This window comes from Microbacterium sp. FW305-3-2-15-F-LB2 (assembly GCF_058787255.1).
Genome location: NZ_JBYSZO010000001.1, coordinates 459,583 through 481,033, shown reverse-complemented (window position 1 = coordinate 481,033; position 21,451 = coordinate 459,583). Strand labels below are relative to the sequence as shown.

The window sequence follows — 21,451 nt, the reverse complement described above, 5'->3', positions numbered from 1 at the left end:
CGATAACCTGCAGGTCGCACACCGCGGTGAAGCGGGGACGGGCAGGCTCAGCCGACCACCATATGAGGGCAGGGGGAATCGAGGAGCGCAAAGTCCAAGCATACGCGGGAGGACGCGCCGTGTCCAGTCGGATTCTTGACGACTTTGCGTACCTGCGGTATAACCGCGAGCACATCCGCGGAATTCCCCGCGTCAGGCCCCTCAGACGCCCCGGAATCGCACGAGATCACCGGGCCGAGCCTGGGCGAGACGGTCGAGCGTGGCATCCGTCACCACCGCGATCACGGGGTACCCGCCGGTCACGGGCCCGTCGGCGAGCAGGATGACGGGGCGACCGTGCGGCGGCACCTGCAGCGCGCCGGGGCGCATGCCCTCGCTCGGCAGTTCGTCGTGCCGCACCCGCTCGAGCACGGGGCCATCGAGGCGGATGCCGACCCGATCGGCGTCGCTGGAGACGGTCCACGCCGTCTCGCGCAACGCCCGCTGAGCGGCCGGCGTGAACCAGTCGGCGCGCGGCCCGGGGGCGAGCGAGACCTCGACCACCGACCCCGGCACCGACCACGGGAAGACATCAACGACGGGAACCGGATCCGGCGCCTCCGCCACACCGAGCACGTCCCCCGCCCGCAGCGGTGCCGGTCCCAGCGAGGCCAGGACGTCGGTCGACCGCGACCCCAGCGAGACGGATGCCGCGACCCCGCCGCGGATCCCCAGCACGAGCCGCGCCCCGGCGCGGGCCACCCCGATACTCAGCTCGGCACCGGCGGGGAGGAGCACGGGGGCGTAGGCATCCACCGCTCGTCCGTCGACGCGGACGTCGGCGAGCGTCCCGGTCACCGCAACCCAGGTGTCGGTGACGGCGCGGGCGCGGAAGCCGCCGAGCACGATCTCGACTCCCGCGGCCGCCTCGGCGTTGCCGACGAGGCGGTTGGCGATGCGCAGGGCTGCGCGGTCGAGCGCGCCGGACCGGGCGATGCCGAGGGCGGCGCGACCGGGGCGTCCGAGATCCTGCACCGTCGCGAGGGCGCCGGGGGCGAGGACCTCGAGCGCGGCGACGCCGGGCGGGGGTGACGTGCGCGGACGGGAGGAGAGTTCGGGACGGGAGGACTCGGCAGCGGCATCCGATCCTCCGCCGGCCGAATCTCCTCCCGGAGCCGCCGATATGCGGGAGCGCTGCGGCACGAACCGTACGCGGGCGCCGGGGGTGAGGAGCACGGGGTCGGTGGCATCCGGGACGAAGAGCGGGGCGTCGGTCGTCCCGATGAGGCGCCAGCCGCCGGGGGTCTCGCGCGGATACGCCCCGGTGAACTCGCCCGCGAGCCCGACCGACCCGGCGGGGACGCGGGTCCGCGGCTGCGGAAGCCGAGGGACGTCCCAGAGCCAGTCGTCGCTCACGAGGTAGGCGAAGCCGGGAGCGAAGCCCGTGAACGCCACGCGCCAGCGTGCAGCGGTATGCCGAGCGATGAGCTCCGCGACGGGGATGCCCAGCACGGCGGCCGTGTCCTCCAGATCGGCGCCGTCGTACCGCGTCGGAATCTCCACGAGGGGCCCGGGCGTCACGGCATCCGGGGCCGCATCGGCGGCGGAGCGCACCCACGTGCGCACCGCGGCCGGGGTGATGCGAGCCGGGTCGAAGGCGACGAGCACGGTGCGGGCGGCGGGGACGAGGTCGTCGACGCCCGCCGGTCGGTCCGCGGCGAGCGCGGCCTGGAGCCCCAGGACCTGGGCGAGGTCGTCGACCTCGGCCAGCAGCGCCCGCTCCCCCATCGGCCGCAGCCGCGGCGTCACCACGGGGCGCGCACCTCGACGCCGGCGCCGTCCAGCGCGGCACGGACGGCCCGCGCCATCGCCACCGCCGCGGGGCTGTCGCCGTGCACGCACAGGGAGGCGGCGTCCACCGCGATGCGGGTGCCGTCGACGGTGTCCACGGTTCCGTCGGCGACGAGCCGTAGGGCCCGTTCCGCCACGCGTGCCGGGTCGTCGACGAGGGCGCCCGGCCGATCCCGTGGGACGAGTCCGCCGTTCGCGGTGTAGCCGCGGTCGAGGAACGCCTCGTGCACGAACGGCAGCCCCGCGGATGCCGCGGCCTCGACGATCGCGCCGGGGAGACCGAGCACCGGGAGGGGCCGGCCGAGGCGGGCGGAGTGGTCGGCGATCGCGGCGACGACCGCGGCGGCCTGTCCGGCGTCGGCCGACACCGCGTGGTAGAGCGCTCCGTGCGGCTTGACGTAGCGGAGGTCGGCCCCGGCGGCCGCGAGCGCGTCGAGCTGCCGGGTGACGCTCGCGCGCAGATCGGCCGGGGAGGGGTCGCGGCGGAGGCGTCCGAAGTTCGCGCGATCGTCGTACGACGGGTGGGCACCGATCGCGACGCCGTACCGCGCGGCCCGTTCGACCGAGGCGCGCATGGATTCGTCGTCGCCCGCGTGTCCGCCGCACGCGACGGAGGCGCTGGAGATCACGGCGAACATCGCCTCGTCGTCGGCGGTCGGCATCCCGTCCCGGGTCTCTCCCAGGTCGGCGTTGAGGTCCACGTCCCTCACGGTACTCGCGCGTGAGGGGTCAAGATGTGTCGCTTCCGGCACTCTCAGGCGACACTTTTTGACCCCTCACACGGCCAGATCGCCGGGTCAGCGGGAGCGGACCACGGCGGACCAGGTGGGGAAGTCGGGGTCGTGGGCGGGCCAGACCTCGGAGGACGGGCGGCGATGCAGGGCCGCGAGGCGGGAGATCGCGCGGTCAGCGGCGGCGGGGCCGTCGGTCCCGACCGTCGAACCGCACCGCACTTCGCGCTCGACGTTGTCGAGCAGGTCGGCGGCGTCGCCAGCGAGGACCACGGTGCGCTCGGGCAGCTCCACGACGAACGACTGGTGTCCGGGCGTGTGGCCGGAGGTGTCGATCGCGGTGAGACCCTCCGCGAGCGGCGTATCGCCGTCGAGCAGGCCGAGGGTGAGGCCGTCCCGGTCGAGGTCGGCGCGGAACAGGAAGTTCCCCCGCGGGTCGGTGGTCTCGCGGACGTGCTGCCACTCCCGTCGCTGCAGGAGAAGGGGCTGGTCGGCGGCGAGCAAGCGCGCGGCCCCGGTGTGGTCGAAGTGCGCGTGGGTGAGCAGCGCCGCGGCCAGGTCGGCGAGGTCGAGCCGCGCCTCGGCGATCTGGTCCACGAGCGGGTCTCCGGGCGGGACGATCGGCGTGTAGTTCTCGTAGTCGAAGGATGCCGTCCGCACGGCGCGGTCGCGGATCCGCGCGGGGTCGAAACCCCCGTCCACGAGCACCCATCCCTCGTCGAACACGACCGCCACCGCCGTCACCGGCTCCATGAGGTGCCGGAAGGTGCTGCCGCCGTGCAGCGACACCGCCTCCGGGATCGCCTCGAAGCCGACCACCATCGGCACCAGGCGCCGCGGACGACCGCTCAGCCGCAGCGGCGGAAGCGTCGCGTGGTCGACGACCGTCGAGGTCGCGCTCACGACACGGACGCCCGGTATGCGCGCCACCCGCCGTAGCCGGTGATGTCGGTCGCGCCCTCGAGCGCGACGGCCTCGCACAGGAAGCCCGCGACGTTCGACCCGTCGGCGAGCACCGCCGACCCGATCCCCATGGGGGCGGGAAGGTCGGCGACGAAACGGCCGAAGCCCGCGGCCGGCAGACGCCACACCTCTCCCGCGATCGCCGCGCCGCCCTCGGTCGTACGGGCCAGGCCGGGCTTGGGTGGAACGGTGTCGAGCGCGAAGAGCCGATAGTCCGCGGAGGTCTCGACCTCCGCCACGAACGTGCCGCCCGCGGCGACGAGCTGGTGGTTGAGCGGCTGCCCGCGCAGGTGCGCGCCCACGACGAGGAGGTCGACGGCGGGTGCCTGAATGCGCTCCGCGAGCTGCGCGAGCGTCCGGTCGGCGAAGGGCGCACCCGTCAGCATGACCCCGAACGCTCGGCCCCCGACGACCCCGGCCGGGACGGCGAGAGCGCTGCGGTCGAGCAGGTTGGCGAAGTTCGTGTACCGACCCATGCGGCTGTTGGCTCCGAGCGGGTCGGCCGCGACCTCGTCGAGGGTCGGATGCCACGTGGTCGTGGGCGTGAGCAGGGCGACCGTGCCTTCGAGTCGGCGCAGTCCCTCCGCTCCGAGGCGGTCGAGGCGCTCGCGGTCGCGGAAGTAGTCCGCCGCGCGGGCGTCGGCACCGCCGAGGACGATCGACGCCACCGTCGGGTCGAGGTCGGTGCCGACGAGCTCGGGGTGCGCGGCGATGAAATCGCCCACGGCTGCCGTCCGCTCGGCGACGAACGCTCCGCCGTAGAGGAGGGACGCGGCCTCCAGGAGCGGGGCGATGTCGACCTCGACGATCTCGACGCCCGACGCGGCGAGCGCGGCGACGACGCCCGCGAACGCCTCCGCCCAGCCGTCGGCAAGACCCTCGAGGTGCTCGGCGGTCGGCACGGCGACCCGCGGGCGCGCGTCGAGCGGCGGCGCGGGCCGATCCTCGCGGCCGAGCGGGTCGATCCCGTCCGGGCCGGCCATCAGCTCGGCGGCGGCGCGGGCGGCCCCCAGGTCGCGGGCGAACACGGTCACGCAGTCGAGGGTGCGGCACGCGGGCACGACGCCCGTGGCGGGCACCAGGCCCACGGTGGGCTTGACGCCGACGATCCCGTTGAGCGCCGCGGGCACGCGGCCGGAGCCGGCCGTGTCGGTCCCGAGCGCGAGGTCGACGATCCCCAGCGCGACGGCGACCGCCGAGCCCGAGCTGGACCCGCCCGAGATCCGCGTCGGATCCCACGCGTTGCGCACGGCCCCGAAGGGGCTGCGGGTGCCCACGAGACCGGTGGCGAACTGGTCGAGGTTCGTCTTGCCGATCACCACGGCCCCCGCGGCACGCAGTCGTGCGACGGAGGTGGCGTCGCGCTCGGGGCGGTAGGCGTACGCGCGGCTCCCGGCGGTGGTCGGCATCCCCTCGACGTCGATGTTGTCCTTGACGGCGACGACCACCCCGGCCAGCGGGAGTCGCTCCCCCGCCGCCACGCCGAGGTCGACCTCGGCGGCGTCGGCGAGGGCGTCGTCCTCGCCGCGCACGGTGATCCAGACCTCGGGGCGGTCGACCTCGCGCATCCGGGCGTAGGCGGCGCGGACCCGCTCGACGGCGCTCACGGGGCCACCGCCACGGCGGCCAGCAGCTGACCGGCGGCGACCGTCTCGCCCGGTCGCACGAACACCTCGGCGACGGTCCCCGTCACCGGCGACCCGATCGGGGTCTCCATCTTCATCGCCTCCAGCACGATCATCTTCTGCTCCTTCTGCACCGATGCTCCCTCGGTGGCATCCACTCTCCACACCGCGGCCGCGAACGGCGCGGTCACTCCGACCGTGCCGGGCGGCAGCTCGCGGCCGGCCGTCGGGGCCGCAGCGGGCGCCTCGTCGACCCGGTCGAACTCGCCGCTGGCCCGCCACCGCTCGCGCTCCTCGTCGAAGGCGCGGCGCTGGCGCTCACGGAACGCCTCGATCCCCGGTGCCTCGTCGGCGAGGAACCGCTCGTACTCCGCCAGGGCGAACTCGCCCTCGACGGTCTCGAAGTCTCCCCGCCCGGCATCCACGTCCGCTCGGAGATCGAGCAGTTCCTCGGCCGAGACCGGGTACCAGCGGATGCGGTCGAAGAAGCGCAGCGCCCACGGGTTCTCGGCGAACAGCCCGCCGCGACGGAAACGGTTCCAGATCTGCACCGTCCGCCCGACGAACTGGTACCCGCCGGGACCCTCCATGCCGTAGATGCAGAGGTAGGCGCCACCGATGCCGACCGAGTTCTCGGCCGTCCACGTCCGCGCCGGGTTGTACTTCGTCGTCACGAGGCGGTGGCGCGGGTCCAGCGGCGTCGCGACGGGTGCGCCGAGGTACACGTCGCCGAGCCCCATCACGAGGTATTGCGCGTCGAACACCGTGCGGTACACGTCGTCGACGCTGTCGAGGCCGTTGATGCGGCGGATGAACTCGATGTTCCACGGCGTCCAGGGCGCGTCGTCGCGGACGCCCGCCATGTACCGCTCGATCGCGAGCCGCGTCGCGGGGTCGTCCCACGACAGCGGCAGGCGCACCTCGCGCGAGGGCACGACGAGCTCCGACGTGGGCGGCAGATCGTCGTCGAGCTCGCGGAGAAGCCCCACGAGCTGCGAGGCGCGCAGCACCGAGGCATCCGTGTGCACCTGAAGAGACCGGATGCCGGGGGTGACGTCGAGGATGCCTCTCGGGGCCTCCTCCGCGAGCCGCGTCTGCAGCGCGTGCACGCGCATCCGCAAGCCCAGGTCGAGCACCTGATCGCCGAACTCGACGAGGACGTTGTCGTCGCCGTCGCGACGGTAGGTGGCGCGGGGACGCAGCATGCGCTCCCCGTCGACCTCGGCGTCGCGGACGGCGATCACCCCGTCGTCGCCGTCGCCGGTCCCGACGAGTGCGGGGGCGGCGATCGCCGGGTCGAGCGTCGCCGCGTCGGCCTCGCGCACCGGCGCGAACCGCACGACGTCTCCTGGCCGCAGCTGTCCGAGCTTCCAGAGATCCCCGGATGCCACGACCACCGGGCACACGAACCCGCCGAGGCTCGGCCCGTCGGGGCCGAGGAGCACGGGGGTGTCGCCGGTGAAGTCGAGCGCACCGACCGCATAGGGCGTGTCGTGGATGTTCGAGGGGTGCAGGCCCGCCTCGCCCCCGTCGGTGCGCGCCCACGTCGGCTTCGGGCCGGTGAGCCGCACGCCGGTGCGCGCGGAGTTGACCTGCACGCGGTACTCCGCGGCGTACAGGGCGTCGATGTCGGCACGCGTGAAGAACTCCGGGGCGCCGTGCGGCCCCTCGGTCACGGCCAGCACCCACGTCGAGTCGAGGTGGGGGCGGCGGTCCGACGGCGTCGGAGCGGGGGCCGCCTCCGCGGCGTCGCCCGGACGCAGGACGTCGCCGGTGACGAGCGCGCGGCCGCCGTGCCCGCCGAAGCCGCCGAGCGTGAAGGTCGACGCGCTCCCGAGGTATGCGGGCACGTCGATGCCGCCGCGGACGGCGAGGAACACCCGCATGCCCGGGCCCTCGGCTGTGCCGATCCGCAGCACGCCGCCCGCGGGAACCTCGATCGGCTCCCACTGCGGCACCGCCTCGCCGTCGAGCTCGACCTCGACCGGGGCTCCCGTCACGGCGACGACCGACGCCACGCTGAACCGCAGCGTCGGACCGGTGAGCGTGATCTCCAGGCCCGGGGCGCCCTCCGGGTTGCCCACCGCGAGGTTCGCCTCGCGGAAGGACACGGCATCCATCGGCCCGGACGGCGGGACGCCGACCTGCCAGTACCCGACGCGTCCGGGGAGGTCCTGCACGGTCGTGAGCATGCCGGCATCCACGACGTCGATGCGCGGGTCGGGGTCGCGCGCGTCGTCGAGGGTGCCGGTGTCGTGCGCGACGGCGCGGACCCGCGGGTCGTTCACGATCTCGCGGATCATCCCGGCGCCGGTGACGATGCCGTCGATGCGCGTGTCGGCGAGCGCGGCGGAGAGCCGGTCGAGGGCCGCGTCGCGGTCGGGGCCGTGCGCGATGACCTTGCCCAGCAGCGGATCGTAGAACGGCGAGACCTCGCTGCCGGCCTCGACCCAGGAGTCGACCCGGATGCCGTCGCCCTCGGGCAGCCGCACGGCGGTGACGAGTCCCGTGGAGGGCGTGTTGCCGCGATCGGGGTCTTCGGCGTAGATGCGCGCCTCGACGGCGTGCCCGCGGGGTTCGCGGGCCTCGGCGAACAGCTCGTCCGGGAGCGCGGCGGGGCCGCCACCGGCGAGGTCGAGCATGAGGCCGACCAGGTCGACGCCGAACACCGCCTCGGTGACCGGGTGTTCGACCTGCAGGCGGGCGTTCACCTCGAGGAAGTAGGCGCGCTCGGCGACGGGGTCATAGACGAACTCGGCGGTCCCGGCGGAGCGGTACCGGATGCCGGATGCCAGTGCGGCCGCGGTGCGGTGGAGTTCCGCGCGGACCGCGTCGGGGAGCCCCGGCGCAGGAGCCTCCTCGACGACCTTCTGGTTGCGCCGCTGCAGCGAGCAGTCGCGGTCGCCGAGGACCGCGACGCGCCCCGCGCCGTCGCCGAAGAGCTGCACCTCGACGTGGCGGGCGGGCCGCACGAACTTCTCCAGGAACACCCCGGGCGTCCCGAAGCTCGCCTCGGCCTGGCGGACCACCGCGTCGTACGCGGCGCGGAGCTCGGTGGCATCCGTACACACCCGCATCCCGATTCCGCCGCCGCCACCGGTCGCCTTGAGCATCACGGGGTATCCGATGACGGATGCCGCGGCCTCGGCCTCGTCGACGGACTCGAGCACGCCGGTGCCGGGGAGAAGCGGCACGCCCGCGGCCTCGGCGAGTGCCCGCGCGCGGTGCTTCAGACCGAAGGCCTCGAGCTGCTCGGGCGTGGGACCGACCCACGCGAGCCCCGCCGCCTCGACAGCGCGCGCCGCGTCCGCGTTCTCGGCGAGGAAGCCGTAGCCCGGGTGGACCGCGCCGGCGCCCGTCGCGCGGGCGGCTTCGAGGATCGCGTCGATGCGCAAGTACGACTCCGCGGCGGGGGCGGGTCCGAGGCGCACGGCCTCGTCGGCCTCGCGGACGTGCGGGGCGGCGCGGTCGGCGTCGGAGAACACCGCGACCGTGCGCAGGCCCCGCTCGCGCGCCGAGCGAAGGATGCGGCGGGCGATCTCGCCGCGGTTGGCGACCAGGAGCGTGTCGAACGAGCTCACGGGCGCGTCACCACCATGCGCAGCGGCGTGCAGCTGAAGTCGTTGCACGGGTTGTTCATCTGTGGGCAGTTCGAAACGATCACGAGTACGTCGCGTTCGGCACGGAGGGCCACGCGCTTGCCCGGCGCGGACATGCCGTCGACGATGCCGAGCGACCCGTCCTCCTCGACCGGCACGTTCATGAACCAGTTGAGGTTCGAGACGAGGTCGCGGGCGCCGAGACCGTAGCGCGCCGCCTCGGCGAGGAAGTTCTCGCGGCATCCGTGCTGGTACAGGGTGTGGTGGCCGTAGCGGAGGGTGTTCGACTCCTTGGAGCAGGCGCCGCCGATCGTGTCCTGCCGGTCGACCTCGTTGCCGACCACCGTCATGAGTGGGCGACCGAGGTTGCTGCGCAGCACCGTGCCGGTGCGGACGTAGACGTTGCGCTGCCACGCGATCGTGTCGGCGGCGCTGTAGCGCTCATCGGTGTCGTCGGCCGCGTAGACGAGGAAGTCGGCGGACTGGTTGCCGCCCACGTCGACGATCGTCAGGACGTCGCCGGCACGGACGATGCCCGACCACGGCGCGCGGGGCGCGACCCGCTCGTCGAGCACGATCTCGCCGGCGACAAAGGGCTCGGACCAGTCGAGGGGCACACCGTCGGCGTGGACGGGACGTTCGGGAACGGTGGTGATCATCGCGTCTCCTCCTCAGAGCCCGGCCAGGGCGGCGTAGGTGATGGTGTTGCGGTACGCGCGTTCGCGCTCCGGGGTGAGGGAGAACACGGCATCTCCCTCGCCCGTCGGTCGAGACGCCCACGCGGTGACCTGGAGCGGCCCGACGACGTAGTCCTCGCGCGGGTCGAGGGGGTGCGGGACGTTGGCCACCAGCACGATCAACGGCAGCTCCGCGACCAGTTCGACGAAAGCCCCCGGACCGGCGGAGCCGAGCCACTCGAGGTCGCCCTCGGGGTTCGCGCGCACACCCTGGAAGAACGACACGGACGGGGGCAGGTCGCGCACGGTCAGGCCGTGCTTGCTCGCGGCGAGACGCAGCAGGCCGTGGCCCGAGGGCGACGGGCCCTCGGGCGCGGCGTCTCCGTAGCGCTCGATCGCGAACGCGTCGCTCGTCGTGCCGCAGAAGGCATCGTGGCGGCCCGATGTGTCGGCGGCGATCGTGGCGAGGACACGGCCGTCGCCGGAGAGCAGCGGGTGCCCCTCGCCGAGGTACGCCTGCCACGGGATCTTCTGCGTGTCAGCGACATTGAGCCGCTCGCCGGGCTCGACGGCGTTGAACAGGAGCACGGTGGCGCACGCGTCACCCGTCGGGTCGGTGAACCGCAGGCGCGTGCCCCGGGCCACGCGCAGGTGCGTGTACCCGCCGGGGGCCACCGTCTCGGCCCAGCGCAGGTCTTCCGCGGCAACCCCGTCGGGCGCGAAGGGCGCCATGGAGGGCGGCAGATACGGCATCCATTCCGACTGGGCAGCACGCGCCCGCGCGTCGTCCCGGGCCCGCTGCACGTCTCCGAGTGCGTCGACACGACCTTCCATGGGCATCCCTTTCTGTCGGCTGACAGGTATTAGAACAGGCGTGCGTTTCGACGGCGTTACACACCACCCCGGGTACGGTGGGGGCATGGCGCCGACGAGAACGGGACGACCCCGGGCGTCCGGCTCCTCCCCCACCGGACTCGGCACGCGAGCGGACGTTCTCGCCGCCGCGGCCGCCCTCTTCGGCACCCGCGGGTACGCCTCGGCCAGCACGCACGCGATCGCCGAAGCCGCCGGCATCCGTCAGGCGACGCTGTACCACCACTTCGCACGCAAGCAGGACATCCTGCTCGCGCTCCTCCTCGACACCGTGCAGCCCTCGCTCGACGTCGCCGCTCACCTGCTCGCGCGCGACGAGGAGCCCGCCGCGCGCCTGTGGGCGCTGTGCGTCTCGGACGTCACGCTCCTCGCCGAGGCGCCGCACAACACCGGCGGGCTGTACCTGCTGCCCGAGGTGTCGGACGCGGCGTTCCAGCCGTTCCGCGAGCGCCGGAGCGAGCTCGAAACGACCTACCGCACGCTGGTGGCCGCGTGCGGTCTCGACGCTCCTCGGGCGTCGGCGGGCGCGGCGCTCGTGCTGGCGCTGGTCGAGAGCGTGATCCTGCAGCGCAAGGGCGGGCAGACGACACCCCTGGATGCCACGACCATCGCCGCCGCCGCGCTGCGCGTCCTCGACCTGGATGCCGCCACGCGCGAGCGCGCGGCCGCGTTGGGCCCCGCGGTGCTCGCGGCGTTGGGCTGACCCGGCATCCCGTTCCGGGTCCGGCTTCTACTCCGGTTCCGGCCCTGCTCCGGTTGCGGCCCTGATTGCCCGCGAGACTTCATCGCGCTGACATCTCCCTTGCAGGCTGCACGGGAGTTGTCGGCGCGATGAAGTTTCGCGGATTCAGAACTACGCGGACCGGCCGCGCGGACTCGGGACGCCGCGGAGCGGCCGACCGGGATGCCGGAGGCGGGGCGCCGCGGGCGATTTCACGCGCCTTTTACACGGGCGAAACCACGGGGGACCGCGGTGCGCGGATTCTTTCTGTCAAGCAACAGAAACCCGAACCGCCCCTCATCGCCGGGAGCCCACCATGATCATCTTCGGAGTCGCGCTCAGTGTCGTCCTCATCCTCGTCGTCGGCATCGTCGTCGCGCGCAAGGTCGACGGCGACAGTGCGAACTACCTCGTCGCCGGGCGGCGCCTCGGCGTGCCGCTCGTCGCCGTCAGCCTCACCGCTGCCGCCGTCGACGCCAACGCGACGGTCGGCAACACCGACCTCACGTCGCAGTTCGGCTTCTGGTCCGGGGCGTCGCTCGCCATCGGCCTGGCCGTCTGCCTGCTGTTGACCGGCCTGTTCCTCGCCAAGCGCATGAACGCCATGAAGCTGTTCACCCTTGGCGACTTCTTCCGCCTGCGCTACGGACGCCCGGTCGAGCTCTTGGCATCCGTGCTCATGATCGTGTCGTTCACGTTCCTGCTCGCGGGCAACCTCGTCGCGTGCGGCTTCCTGCTCGAACGCTTCGCGAACATCCCGTACGCCTGGGGCGTCGTGCTCGCCGTCGTCCTCGTCCTCGCGTACACCGTCGCCGGCGGCTTGTTCTCGGATGCCTACACCGCGGCGATCCAGACGACGATCACCGTCATCGCCGCCATCGTCCTGCTGGTGTGGGTCGCGGTGTCGTACGGCATCGTGATCCCCGAGGGCATGGGACCGTTCGACCTCCAGCAGCTCAGCGACCCCGCCGCCGGCGCGCCGATCAACTGGGCGACGCTCATTTCTCTCGCCATCGGCGACATCGTGGCGATCGACTTCATGCAGCGCATCTTCGGTGCGAAGAGCCCGTCCGTCGCGCAGCGCTCGTGCTTCATCGCCGCCGGGCTCACCGCCGCGATCGGCTCGGTCTTCGCGATCGTCGCCCTCAGCGTCTCGTCGACGCTCGGACTCTCGGTCGAGAACGGCCCGGTGCTGTACCAGCTCCTCGGCGACTATGCCCCGCCGATCATCGCGATCCTCGTGCTCTCGGGTATCGTCGCGGCGTCCTTCTCGACGGCCTCGGGCGCGATGCTCGCGACGTCGGCGATCGCGGTCCGCAACGTCTTCACCGTCCGCCGCCACACCGGCACGGGTCCCGACCCGCTGCTGCGCTGGACGCGTCTGGCGATGGTCCCGTTCGTGATCGCGGGCGCCTTCCTCGCGATCCGCGTCAGCCAGACCGGCATCCTGCTCACCCTCGCCTTCGACCTGATGCTCGCGTGCCTCGCGGCGCCGTTCGTCATCGGGGTGTTCTGGAAGCGTCCCGGTGCCGTGGCCGCCCTGGGCGCGATGGCCGTCGGGTTCGTCGTGCGAATGGTGCTCCTCGCCCTCACGCCGACGCTCTACGGCGTGCCGAACGACATCCTTTACATTCCCAACGACCTCATCGGCGCGGATTTCGACGGATGGGCGACGCTCGTCTCGGCCGTCGTCGGGTTCGGCACGTACGTCGCGCTCGCCTTCGTGGTCCCGCGTCGGACACCCGAGCTCGACCGCGAGGCGGCCGTGCTCGCCGACCTGACGGCCGAGCGCGAGGCGTCGGAGAAGGAGAGCGTCGAGGTACCGGCCTGATATTGGATCCAAAGATGCATTTATCGGATCCCAGACGCTAAGGTGCTGCGCGTGACCATCATCGATCTGAGCATTCCCGTCCACCCCGAGATGCTGCACTGGGGCCGCCGACCGACGTACGAGATGGTGGAGGAGATCTCCGACACCAACCCCAGCGAAGTGTCGCGCTGGCTCATCGGAGCCCACACCGGCACCCACGTCGACGCCCCGAGCCACTTCGTGCCCGGCGGGACCACCGTGGACTCCCTGCCCCTCACCCACACCGTCGGCCCGGCGCGGGTGCTCGACCTGCGCCACGTCGAGAAGGAGATCACGGCCGACGACCTGATCGCCGCCGGAGCGGAAGGCGCGACGCGCGTGCTGTTCAAGACGCGCAACTCCACCGACGCCCTCACCCGCAACGAGAAGAGCACGACGTGGGTCGGCCTCGGCCCCTCGGGGGCGCAGTGGCTCGTCGATCACGGCGTCGTCTTCGCCGCGAACGACTACATGACCATGGAGGCTCCGGACCACACCGTCGAGTGGCCCACGCACGTCATCCTCTGCAACGCCGGCGTCGTGATCCTCGAGAACGCGAACCTCGCCGAGACCGAGGCCGGTGACTACTACCTCGTGTGCCAGCCGGTGCCCTTCGAGGGACGCGAGGCCGCACCGGCTCCCGCGCTGCTGCTGCCGGCCGAGACGGCGAACGTCGTCTGATCTCCGCGCGGGGCGTTCGGATGCCGTCAGGCGTCGGGACGCCCCGCTCCACGGTCGAGCAGACGACGCGGTTGGTCGACGAGCATCTCCGCGACCCGCTCGTTCCCCAGGCGCGACCGCAGCTCCGGAACGATCACGCCGAGGAGACGCCCGTAGCCGTAGCCCCCGTGACGCGTCAGCTGCGCCTTCGTCCATACCGACTGCCCGAGCACGTACCGCGCCGCCGGGCGGGCGGTCACGGCGTCGACGAAGAAGCGCAGGCGCTCCGCGTCGGTGGGGTTGAACACGCGTCCGACGTGCACGTCCTCGGTGCCGAAGCACATCTCGAGCGTCGCGCCCGCGTCCGACAGGTCGCGCCAGTACGCGGCATCCAGGAATTCGTCGGCGTTGGTGAAGACGACGCGGTCCGCGGGCAGCCCCGCGCGGGCGAGTTCGTCGAGCACCGCGAGCCCGTCGCGCGCATCGGGGTCGAGCCGCACGGTGACACTCGCGCCGCCGCGCGCCGCCGCGTCGGCCGCCGCGCGCAGCATGCCGCGTTCGACGCCCGGAAGACCCGCGGTCGTGCCCAGGATGCCGAGCAGCCCCGCGCGGTAGTCCGTGCCCGGGACCGCGTCGTCGAGCGCCGCGGCGAACAGGGCGTGCAGGCCATCCTCGTCGAGCGCCGCGATCTCGGGCGGGAGCGTGGACCGGATGTACGTGCCGTAGGCCACGACGATCGTCATGCCCGAGCGCCGCGCGATCTCGGGCAGCCGCGCGTGGTCGGGTCCGAGGCCCCACGAGGTCGACTCGACCAGCGCCTGCTGGCCCGCGTCGGCAGCGATCCGCAGCTCGTCGACCGCGGCATCCGGGTCGTCGAGCCGCAGATTGTCGGCGAACGCGAGCATGTTGCGGCTCAGATAGTCGCGCGTCTCGGGGCGCACGGTGGGCGGCCCGGGCGGCGGAGGCTGCTCGCCCGGGCGCTGCAGGCGGGCCGAGTCGGCGAGGACGTGATCGTGCATCGACGTCGGCCCGAGCGCCGCGGCGGGGAGGGCTCCCAGGACGGTCTCGATCACACCGGCTCCTTTCATTGCGGATCCATTCTTACGCATTTAGGATCCAAACATGACTTTCGTGACGAGACCCGCTGAGCTGGATGCCACCGAACTCGAGGCGAAGCCCCTCGCCCCACCGAACGCCGAACCGCTGTCGGGCGAGATCATCGTCCGCGGCAAGGTGCAGTTCGTGAACGACGACCGCACGGTCATCTCCGGCGTGTGGGAGAGCGACCCGGGCACATCGCGATGGGAGTTCCTCACGCGCGGAGAGATCGTCCACATCCTCGCCGGACGGATGACCGTCCAGCGCGACGGCGAGGAGCCCGTGGAGCTCACGGCGGGGAGCGCGGCCTACTTCCCGATCGGCTGGACCGGTGTCTGGAACGTGATCGAGCCGGTGCGCAAGCTCTACGTGGTCTACAAGCCCGCCGCCTGAGCCGCGTCCGAACGCCGCTCAGCCCAGGCGCAGGAGCCGGGCGGCGTTCTCGCCGATGATCGCGGCGCGTTCGGCCTCCGACAACCCGGGCAATTCCTCGACCACGGCGGCCGTCGCCCCCGGGGTGTACCAGGGGAAGTCCGAACCGAGGACGACGCGCTCGACACCCACGGCGCGGACGAGCGCCACGACCTGCGCGGCCGTGGGTGCGAGCGGCGCCCCGATCCAGTGCACGATCTCGGACAGGTCGAACCGCAGCGTCGGCTGCGCCTCGGCGAGCGCCTCGACGTCGCGCCAGGCCGCCCCGCCCAGGTGCGCCATGATGACGGCGAGCCCCGGCCGCTCCCCTGCCACCGCGGCGATGCGCTTCGGGTCGGCCCAGCCGAAGCCGCGGACGTCGGGGCCGCCGTGGAAGACCACAGGCGCACCGGCCTCCTCCAACGCGTCGTACGCTCCGGCGAGACCCGGGTCGTCGGGGAACGTGCGGATCGCGATCGGGTGCAGCTTCAGGCCGCGCGCACCGTGGTCGCCGAACAGCTCGGCGAAGTGCGCGTACACCTCCGCGGAGGTCATGACGGCGGGGTTGGCGGCGAGGAACGGCAGCAGCCGCGGGTGCTGCGCCCCCACGTCGCAGAGCCACCGGTTGTAGGCGATGAGCTCATGACGGAGGTCGGCGTGCGGCGGCACGGCGGGCCAGTAGTCCGCTCCCCCAGGGGGGTGGGGAAGGTCAGGAAGCTCGAAGCTGCCGAGCACGGCGGCGTAGTCGAACCCCTCGGCCTCGAGCGTCGCCAGGGCGTCCGCGACCGTGCCCGCGATACCGGCGAACTCCACGTCATCCTTCTCGCCGTACTCGACGATCGGGTAGGCGGTGAGGTCGTGCAGGCCCTGCGCCGCATCGGCGTACAGGTGCAGGTGGGTGTCAATCCTCATCGTCGACCTCCGGCGCCGGATGCCGGGTCTCGACGACCGTGACCATCTCGAACACGTTGTTGCCGGACAGGGTGGTGACGCCGATGCCGGCGGACGTGGAGCGCCCGATGCGGTCGCCGAAGACCTCGACGAACAGGTCAGCGGCGCCGTTGGTGACGAGGTTGACGTCGGTGAAGTCCGGCGCGACGCACACGAACGTCAGCGTCCGGATGAAGGCGGACACCTCGTCGAGCGAGCCGACGGCGAAGCGGATGAGACCGAGCACGTTGATCGCCGCATACCGCGCCGCCTCATAGCCCTGCTCGAGCGTGACCGTCTCGCCGACGCGGCCGGGGAAGACCTTGTTGCCCTGACGGTCCTCGGGAGTGATGCCGCTGATCGTGAGCGTCCGACCGAGGTGGTGGAACGCCTTCATCGTGGCGTAGCGCTCGCCGTAGGGCGGGTCGGAGTAGTCCGGGATGACCAGCCCCAGTTCCTTGACACGTTGCTCAGCGGACCACGCCATGACAGCTCCCGTCGTAATGGATCCATTTTATGTGAGATAGGATACAACCGAAGAGAGGTGCGCCATGACATCCCCGGAAGCACGCGTCCGCGAACTCGGCCTCGAGATCCCCGACTACAGCGATCCGCCGTTCGGCATCCGGTATGGCCGGATGAAGCCCTTCCACCGGATCGGCACGCTAATCGAACTGGCGGGTCTCACACCCGAGAACCGCGCGGGCGACCGCCTCCACCCCGGCGTCGTGGGAGTCGACGTCACGGTCGAGGAGGGGTATGCGGCCGCACGCCTCACCGCGGTCCACACGCTCGGAATGATCCGTTACGCCCTCGGGTCGCTCGACAACGTGGTGAGCCTGTCCCGCGCGCTGTGCTTCGTCGTGTGCCCGCCCGGCTTCGAAGACCTGCACCTCGTCTCCAACGGAGCCACCGACCTCTTCCTCGACGTCTTCGGCGAGGATGCCGGTAGCGTCGGCCGCGCGTCGATCGGCGCAACGAGCCTGTCGCGGAACAACTGCTTCGAATTGTGGCTCAGCCTGGAGTGCGCCCCGAACGCCCCCACCGCATGAACGGCACGCGGGACATCACCCGCACCGTGCCGTTCTGGGTGATCTTCACCGCCTCGGCGCTGAGCGGCATCACCAACTCCGCGAGCACTCCCCTCATCCCGGTCTATGTCGGCGACGTGCTCGGGGGCGGCACCGGGCTCGCCGGCGCGATCATCTCGCTCGCCGCGGTCGCCTCGATGCTGTCGATGCCGGTGGCGGGGGTGCTCGGCGACCGGCTCGGTTATCGGCTCATCGCGGTGATCGGCAGCGTCGTGGCCACCGGGGCGCTCGTGATGCTCGCCACAGTGCCGACGCTGTGGGGTGCGAGCGTGAGCCGCATCCTGTTCGGATTCGGCAGCTCCGCGGCCGTCACCCTTCTGATGGCCTGGCTGGTGACGGTCGCTCCCCCCGGGCAGCGGGGCAAGGCGCTGAGCATCTACGGGCTCAGCGTGTGGATCGGTCTCGCCCTGGGTCCGCCGGTCGGGACGGCCGTCGACGCGCTGGCCGACCCGCGCGCGGTGTTCCTGCTGTGCGCCGCTCTCGAGCTGACGACGGGAGCGCTGATCCTTCTCCTCCCCCGGGTGACGCCGGCCGCCCCGTCCCCGGACGCGTCGCCACGCCCGCGCGGTCTGCGTGCGCTGTGGCGGGCCTTCCAGGCCGTGTGGACCCCCGGCGTCGTCGCGGCGGCGGCGTGGTGCGGCGAGGGCCTCATGCTCGGATTCCTCATCGTCCATCTCTCCGGCGCCGGGGTGCCGGCGACCGGTCTCCTCGGCGCTGCGTCGGTGTTCGCCGTGTTCGCCGTGTCGGTCATCGTCGCGCGGCTGTTCCTGGCGAACCTCCCCGATCGGATCGGCCCGCTCCGGGCCACGGCGATCTCGCTCGTCGCGCTCACGGCGGGTCTGGTGACGCTCGCCCTAGCGGCGGACTTCTGGGTCGCCGCGGCGGGCGCGGCGCTCATCGGCGTCGGGTTCTCCCCGCTGTATCCGTCGCTCACGATGCTCGCCACGCGAGCCCTGCACCCCGAGAACCGGGCCCTCGGCGTCGGCCTCTTCTCGAGCTTCACCAGCATCGGCTACGGCGGCGGCGCCGTGATCGGCGGTGCCGTGATCGCCGTGGCCTCATCGATGTGGGCGTTCCTGCTCGTCGCGGGCCTGCAGCTCGTCGCCCTCGCCGTGCTGACGATCTTCACGCGCGACGAGTCCCCTCGGACCCGTCCGGATGCCGTCGAGCCCCGGGACCCCGCCGCCTGACCGCGGCGGCGCCCATCACCAGAGGCGGGAGCGCTTGGCGGGGAGCAGATCCCTCATCGCCACCGCAACCGTGTCGTCGCCGCGGGTGATCCACACGCGTGCGTCCGGCCAGTAGTCGGTGAGCAGTTCGGCGCACACGCCGCACGGTTCGATCACGTGCTCGCTGCCGCCCGGGCGGCGCAGCACGCTCACCCCGGCCACCACCGTCCCGCCGGCCGCGATGACGTTCCCCGCAGCGACCCCCTCGGCGCACACCGACGAGCGCCGGGCAGACCCGTCGACGTGCACGCCCGTGACGATCCGGCCGTCGGCGAGCCGGAACGCGGCGACCACCTCGTGCCGCCCCTCGCGGTAGACGGCGTCGAGCTGAGCCCGCGCAGCGTCGAGCAGCTCGGCATCCGCATCGGACATCTCCGCGGGACGCCCGAGCGGCGGCCGATGGGTCACACCGGCACCGCAATGCGCATGATGCGCGCGTAGTTCCCGCCCTCGACGAGCGCGCGGTCGGCGGCATCCGGGATCGCCTTCGCGATCTTCATGCGCTCGAGGTCGAAGTCCGAGCCCGGCCATTCCGAGCCCATGAGGATCTTCTCCGGTCCGAGCCGCGCGTAGGCGCGCTTGACGTCGGCCATGAGGGTGGCGGAGGTCTCGAGGTAGACGTTCTCGCGGCGCTCGGCGACGATGATCGCCTCCGGGACGTTCCAGACCGCACCCATGTGAGCGATGATCGTCGGCACGTCGGGGTGGTCCTTCGCGATCTCCTCGATCGAGAAGGGCGCGCAGAAGGCGTCATCGAGCGCGTTGATGATGACGGCCATGCCGTTCGCGGCGCACGCGCGGAACACCGGGTCGAGCAGACCGTGGTCGGCGACGTGATAGCCATGCATGCTGGGGTGCAGTTTGAGACCTCGGATGCCGGCATCCGCCAGTCGCTGGATCTCCTCGACGGCGTCGTCCGCTTGCGGCATCACCTGACCGAAACCGATGAAGCGGTCGGGGTGGGCGTCCTGCAGCCCGATGATGAAGTCGTTCTCGATGCGCTGGGCGAGCGAGCACACCATCGCCATGTCGACGCCGGCGGCGTCCATGCGCGAGAGGATGCGCTGCGGGTCGAAGGGCACGTACGCCGGCGGTTCCTCACCGGGTCGGGCGCCGGTGAGGTAGTCGGATCGGCCGCGGACGTCTTGCGTCGTGTTGTAGGCGTCGATGATCATGGGCACTCCTCGCAGGGGGAAGGGCGAGCCGCGGCGGCTCGGGAAGAAACGGGATCCGGGTTCAGACCGGGACCGGGATGGCTGCCGTCGCGACCGCCTCGATCAGGTGGACCCGCTCAGGGGTGCGGCACGCGAGGCGCACGCGCGACCCCGCCGCGAGACCCGACAGATCGGTCGCGGGCGAGAGCGAGGCGACGACCTTGCGGCCGTACGGTGTCGCGAGCTCCAGGCGGTAGCGCGAACCCTGGAAGCTCACGAGCCGCACCGTCCCCTCGACAGACCAGGCGGGAGTGCTCTCGCCGGGCGCGACGACACTCATGTCTTCGGGGCGCAGGACCGCCGTGGCATCCACGATCAGGCCCGTCGTGTCGTCGACGAGCGCGCCGTCCGACACCGGCAGGAGGTTGGCCTCGCCCAGGAAGCTCGCGACGTAGGCGTTCACGGGGCGCCGGTACAGATCTTCGGGGGTCGCGACCTGCACGAGTCGCCCCTCGTGCATGATCGCGACACGGTCGGACATCGTCAGCGCCTCGGTCTGGTCGTGCGTGACCGAGACGGTCGTGATCCCGACCTTGCGCTGGATTCGCGTGATCTCCACCTGCATCTGCTCGCGCAGCTGCTTGTCGAGGGCGGCCATCGGCTCGTCCAGAAGCAGGATGCCGGGGTTCGCGGCGAGCGCGCGGGCCAACGCGACACGCTGGCGCTGTCCGCCCGAGAGGGAGGCGGGCGAGCGGTCGGCCATGCCGGGGAGCTGCACGAGCGCGAGCATCTCCTCGGCGACGGCGCGCCGCTCCTTGGCGGGGCGTCGGGCGGCCAGCAGCGGGAACGCGACGTTGTCGCCGATGCTCAGGTGCGGGAACAGCGCGTAGGACTGGAAGACGACGCCGACGTTCCGCTTCTGCGGCGCGAGGCGTTCGACGTTCTGTCCATCGAACGCGACGTGACCGGCATCGACGGCCTGGAGGCCGGCGATGACGTTCAGCAGCGTCGACTTGCCACTGCCGCTGGCGCCGAGGAGCGTGACGAACTCGCCCGGCTGGACGTCGAGCGAGACGCCTTTGAGCACGTGGTTGGCGCCGAGGGTGACCTCGACGTCGGTGACGGAGAGGGCGACGGTCATTCGATGACTCCTTCCGGGCGGATCGCCGCGGTGCGGGCGCGCCCACGGCGCGCTCCGGACCGGCGCGATGCGCGTCCGATGACGAGGGGGACGACCGCGAGGAGCACGATCGCGAGGACGGAGACGAGCGTGGACGCCGCCGTGAGCTCCGGTGAGAACGCCTCCGAGGCGGCGTTCAGCATCTTCAGCGGAAGCGTCTGCACGCCGGGGGGCAACAGGAAGACGGCCAGCACGACCTCGTCGAACACGACGACGAAGGCGAAGAGGGCGCCCGACAGGATGTACGGCAGCAACGCCGGCAGCTCGATCTTCCACAGCACGAGGGGCCAGCGCGCCCCGAGGGTCCACGCCGCGGGCCGCAGCGCCGGGTCGATGCGCGCGACGCCACCGGAGACGATGACGAACACGTACGGCAACGCGAGCAGGGCGTGTCCGAGGACGAGCGTGAGGATCGAGCCGCGCAGGAACGACAGCTCGGATCCGGCACCGTAGAGGCCCACCGCGTAGGCGATCGGCGGGAGCGCGATCGGGACGATGAAGAGGGTGCGGATCCATCGCTGGGCGGCACGACGGCGCACACGGGTCAGGCCGATGGCTCCCACCGCACCGAGAACGGTCGCGATGAGGGTGGCCGCTGCGCTCTCCCACAGCGAGAACGTGAAGGCGTTCATCCACCGGCGGTCGCCGAGGACCTTCGCGTACCACTGCAGCGAGAACCCATCGGGTGGGAACAGGATGAAGCCGCCCTGCGTCCACGACGTGGACACCAGGATGAGGAACGGCACGATCAGGAGCAAGCTGGCCAGCAGGGCGACGAAGATCACGGGGATCCGCCACGCGCCGAGGCTCCGGGCAACGGTGGTCGTCAT

The 21,451-nt window shown here is 72.2% G+C and carries 20 protein-coding genes; 6 read left to right on the top strand and 14 right to left on the bottom strand.

Going from position 1 to position 21,451, the window contains the following annotated elements:
- Positions 1-201: 201 nt before the first annotated feature.
- From AC3WLZ_RS02335 to AC3WLZ_RS02305, 7 genes are all read right to left on the bottom strand, one after another.
- Entirely contained in the window at positions 202-1,791 is a 1,590-nt protein-coding gene (locus tag AC3WLZ_RS02335; RefSeq protein ID WP_492468911.1) for a 5-oxoprolinase subunit B/C family protein, read from the bottom strand.
- Positions 1,785-2,540 (bottom strand): 5-oxoprolinase subunit PxpA, encoded by a 756-nt coding sequence (locus AC3WLZ_RS02330; RefSeq protein WP_492468910.1) that lies wholly within the window; start codon positions 2,538-2,540, stop codon positions 1,785-1,787. The genes AC3WLZ_RS02335 and AC3WLZ_RS02330 overlap by 7 nt, the downstream gene beginning before the upstream one ends.
- Before the next feature lie 87 nt (positions 2,541-2,627).
- On the bottom strand, positions 2,628-3,464 hold the full coding sequence (locus AC3WLZ_RS02325) for an MBL fold metallo-hydrolase (protein WP_492468909.1): 837 nt from the start codon (positions 3,462-3,464) through the stop codon (positions 2,628-2,630).
- A complete protein-coding gene (locus AC3WLZ_RS02320; protein WP_492468908.1) occupies positions 3,461-5,131 on the bottom strand; it encodes an allophanate hydrolase in 1,671 nt (556 codons plus the stop codon). The genes AC3WLZ_RS02325 and AC3WLZ_RS02320 overlap by 4 nt, the downstream gene beginning before the upstream one ends.
- Complete coding sequence (uca, locus tag AC3WLZ_RS02315) at positions 5,128-8,730, bottom strand: urea carboxylase (RefSeq protein ID WP_492470935.1); 3,603 nt, start codon at positions 8,728-8,730, stop codon at positions 5,128-5,130. The genes AC3WLZ_RS02320 and uca overlap by 4 nt, the downstream gene beginning before the upstream one ends.
- Positions 8,727-9,407, bottom strand: a complete 681-nt coding sequence (locus AC3WLZ_RS02310) for an urea amidolyase associated protein UAAP2 (RefSeq protein ID WP_412923486.1) — start codon at positions 9,405-9,407, stop codon at positions 8,727-8,729. The genes uca and AC3WLZ_RS02310 overlap by 4 nt, the downstream gene beginning before the upstream one ends.
- Positions 9,408-9,419: 12 nt before the next feature.
- Entirely contained in the window at positions 9,420-10,259 is an 840-nt protein-coding gene (locus tag AC3WLZ_RS02305; RefSeq protein ID WP_492468906.1) for an urea amidolyase associated protein UAAP1, read from the bottom strand.
- Positions 10,260-10,344: 85 nt separating this feature from the next.
- Here AC3WLZ_RS02305 and AC3WLZ_RS02300 point away from each other — a divergent pair, with 85 nt between their 5' ends.
- From AC3WLZ_RS02300 to AC3WLZ_RS02290, 3 genes are all read left to right on the top strand, one after another.
- Positions 10,345-11,001: a TetR/AcrR family transcriptional regulator gene (locus AC3WLZ_RS02300; RefSeq protein WP_492468905.1), complete on the top strand. Its 657-nt coding sequence runs from the start codon at positions 10,345-10,347 to the stop codon at positions 10,999-11,001.
- Between the two features lie 334 nt (positions 11,002-11,335).
- Positions 11,336-12,850 carry a high affinity choline transporter 1 gene (locus AC3WLZ_RS02295; RefSeq protein WP_492468904.1) on the top strand — a complete coding sequence of 505 codons (1,515 nt, stop codon included), beginning with the start codon at positions 11,336-11,338 and terminating at the stop codon, positions 12,848-12,850.
- 51 nt (positions 12,851-12,901) lie between these two features.
- Complete coding sequence (locus AC3WLZ_RS02290; RefSeq protein WP_492468903.1) at positions 12,902-13,549, top strand: cyclase family protein; 648 nt, start codon at positions 12,902-12,904, stop codon at positions 13,547-13,549.
- 26 nt (positions 13,550-13,575) lie between these two features.
- Here AC3WLZ_RS02290 and AC3WLZ_RS02285 read toward each other — a convergent pair whose 3' ends face one another.
- Positions 13,576-14,601: a phosphotriesterase family protein gene (locus AC3WLZ_RS02285; RefSeq protein WP_492468901.1), complete on the bottom strand. Its 1,026-nt coding sequence runs from the start codon at positions 14,599-14,601 to the stop codon at positions 13,576-13,578.
- Between the two features lie 49 nt (positions 14,602-14,650).
- Here AC3WLZ_RS02285 and AC3WLZ_RS02280 point away from each other — a divergent pair, with 49 nt between their 5' ends.
- Positions 14,651-15,019, top strand: coding sequence for a cupin domain-containing protein (locus AC3WLZ_RS02280; RefSeq protein ID WP_492468900.1), 369 nt, complete (start codon positions 14,651-14,653; stop codon positions 15,017-15,019).
- An 18-nt stretch (positions 15,020-15,037) separates the two neighbouring features.
- Here the strand turns inward: AC3WLZ_RS02280 and AC3WLZ_RS02275 are convergent, their stop codons facing one another.
- Together AC3WLZ_RS02275 and AC3WLZ_RS02270 are read right to left on the bottom strand one after the other, a co-directional pair.
- Positions 15,038-15,949 carry an amidohydrolase family protein gene (locus AC3WLZ_RS02275; protein WP_492468899.1) on the bottom strand — a complete coding sequence of 304 codons (912 nt, stop codon included), beginning with the start codon at positions 15,947-15,949 and terminating at the stop codon, positions 15,038-15,040.
- Positions 15,939-16,454 carry a RidA family protein gene (locus AC3WLZ_RS02270; RefSeq protein WP_412923478.1) on the bottom strand — a complete coding sequence of 172 codons (516 nt, stop codon included), beginning with the start codon at positions 16,452-16,454 and terminating at the stop codon, positions 15,939-15,941. The genes AC3WLZ_RS02275 and AC3WLZ_RS02270 overlap by 11 nt, the downstream gene beginning before the upstream one ends.
- A gap of 64 nt (positions 16,455-16,518) precedes the next feature.
- Between AC3WLZ_RS02270 and AC3WLZ_RS02265 the strand changes: the two genes are divergently transcribed.
- Positions 16,519-17,019 carry a RidA family protein gene (locus AC3WLZ_RS02265; RefSeq protein WP_412923477.1) on the top strand — a complete coding sequence of 167 codons (501 nt, stop codon included), beginning with the start codon at positions 16,519-16,521 and terminating at the stop codon, positions 17,017-17,019.
- Positions 17,016-18,248 (top strand): MFS transporter, encoded by a 1,233-nt coding sequence (locus AC3WLZ_RS02260; RefSeq protein WP_492468898.1) that lies wholly within the window; start codon positions 17,016-17,018, stop codon positions 18,246-18,248. Before AC3WLZ_RS02265 ends, AC3WLZ_RS02260 begins: the two co-directional genes overlap by 4 nt.
- 15 nt (positions 18,249-18,263) lie before the next feature.
- Here the strand turns inward: AC3WLZ_RS02260 and AC3WLZ_RS02255 are convergent, their stop codons facing one another.
- The 4 genes from AC3WLZ_RS02255 to AC3WLZ_RS02240 all read right to left on the bottom strand — a co-directional run bounded on the left by AC3WLZ_RS02255 (position 18,264) and on the right by AC3WLZ_RS02240 (position 21,451).
- Complete coding sequence (locus tag AC3WLZ_RS02255) at positions 18,264-18,695, bottom strand: cytidine/deoxycytidylate deaminase family protein (protein WP_492468897.1); 432 nt, start codon at positions 18,693-18,695, stop codon at positions 18,264-18,266.
- Entirely contained in the window at positions 18,692-19,462 is a 771-nt protein-coding gene (locus tag AC3WLZ_RS02250) for an amidohydrolase family protein (RefSeq protein ID WP_022879890.1), read from the bottom strand. Before AC3WLZ_RS02250 ends, AC3WLZ_RS02255 begins: the two co-directional genes overlap by 4 nt.
- 61 nt (positions 19,463-19,523) lie before the next feature.
- Positions 19,524-20,582: an ABC transporter ATP-binding protein gene (locus tag AC3WLZ_RS02245; RefSeq protein WP_492468896.1), complete on the bottom strand. Its 1,059-nt coding sequence runs from the start codon at positions 20,580-20,582 to the stop codon at positions 19,524-19,526.
- Positions 20,579-21,451 (bottom strand): ABC transporter permease, encoded by an 873-nt coding sequence (locus AC3WLZ_RS02240; RefSeq protein ID WP_412923473.1) that lies wholly within the window; start codon positions 21,449-21,451, stop codon positions 20,579-20,581. The genes AC3WLZ_RS02245 and AC3WLZ_RS02240 overlap by 4 nt, the downstream gene beginning before the upstream one ends.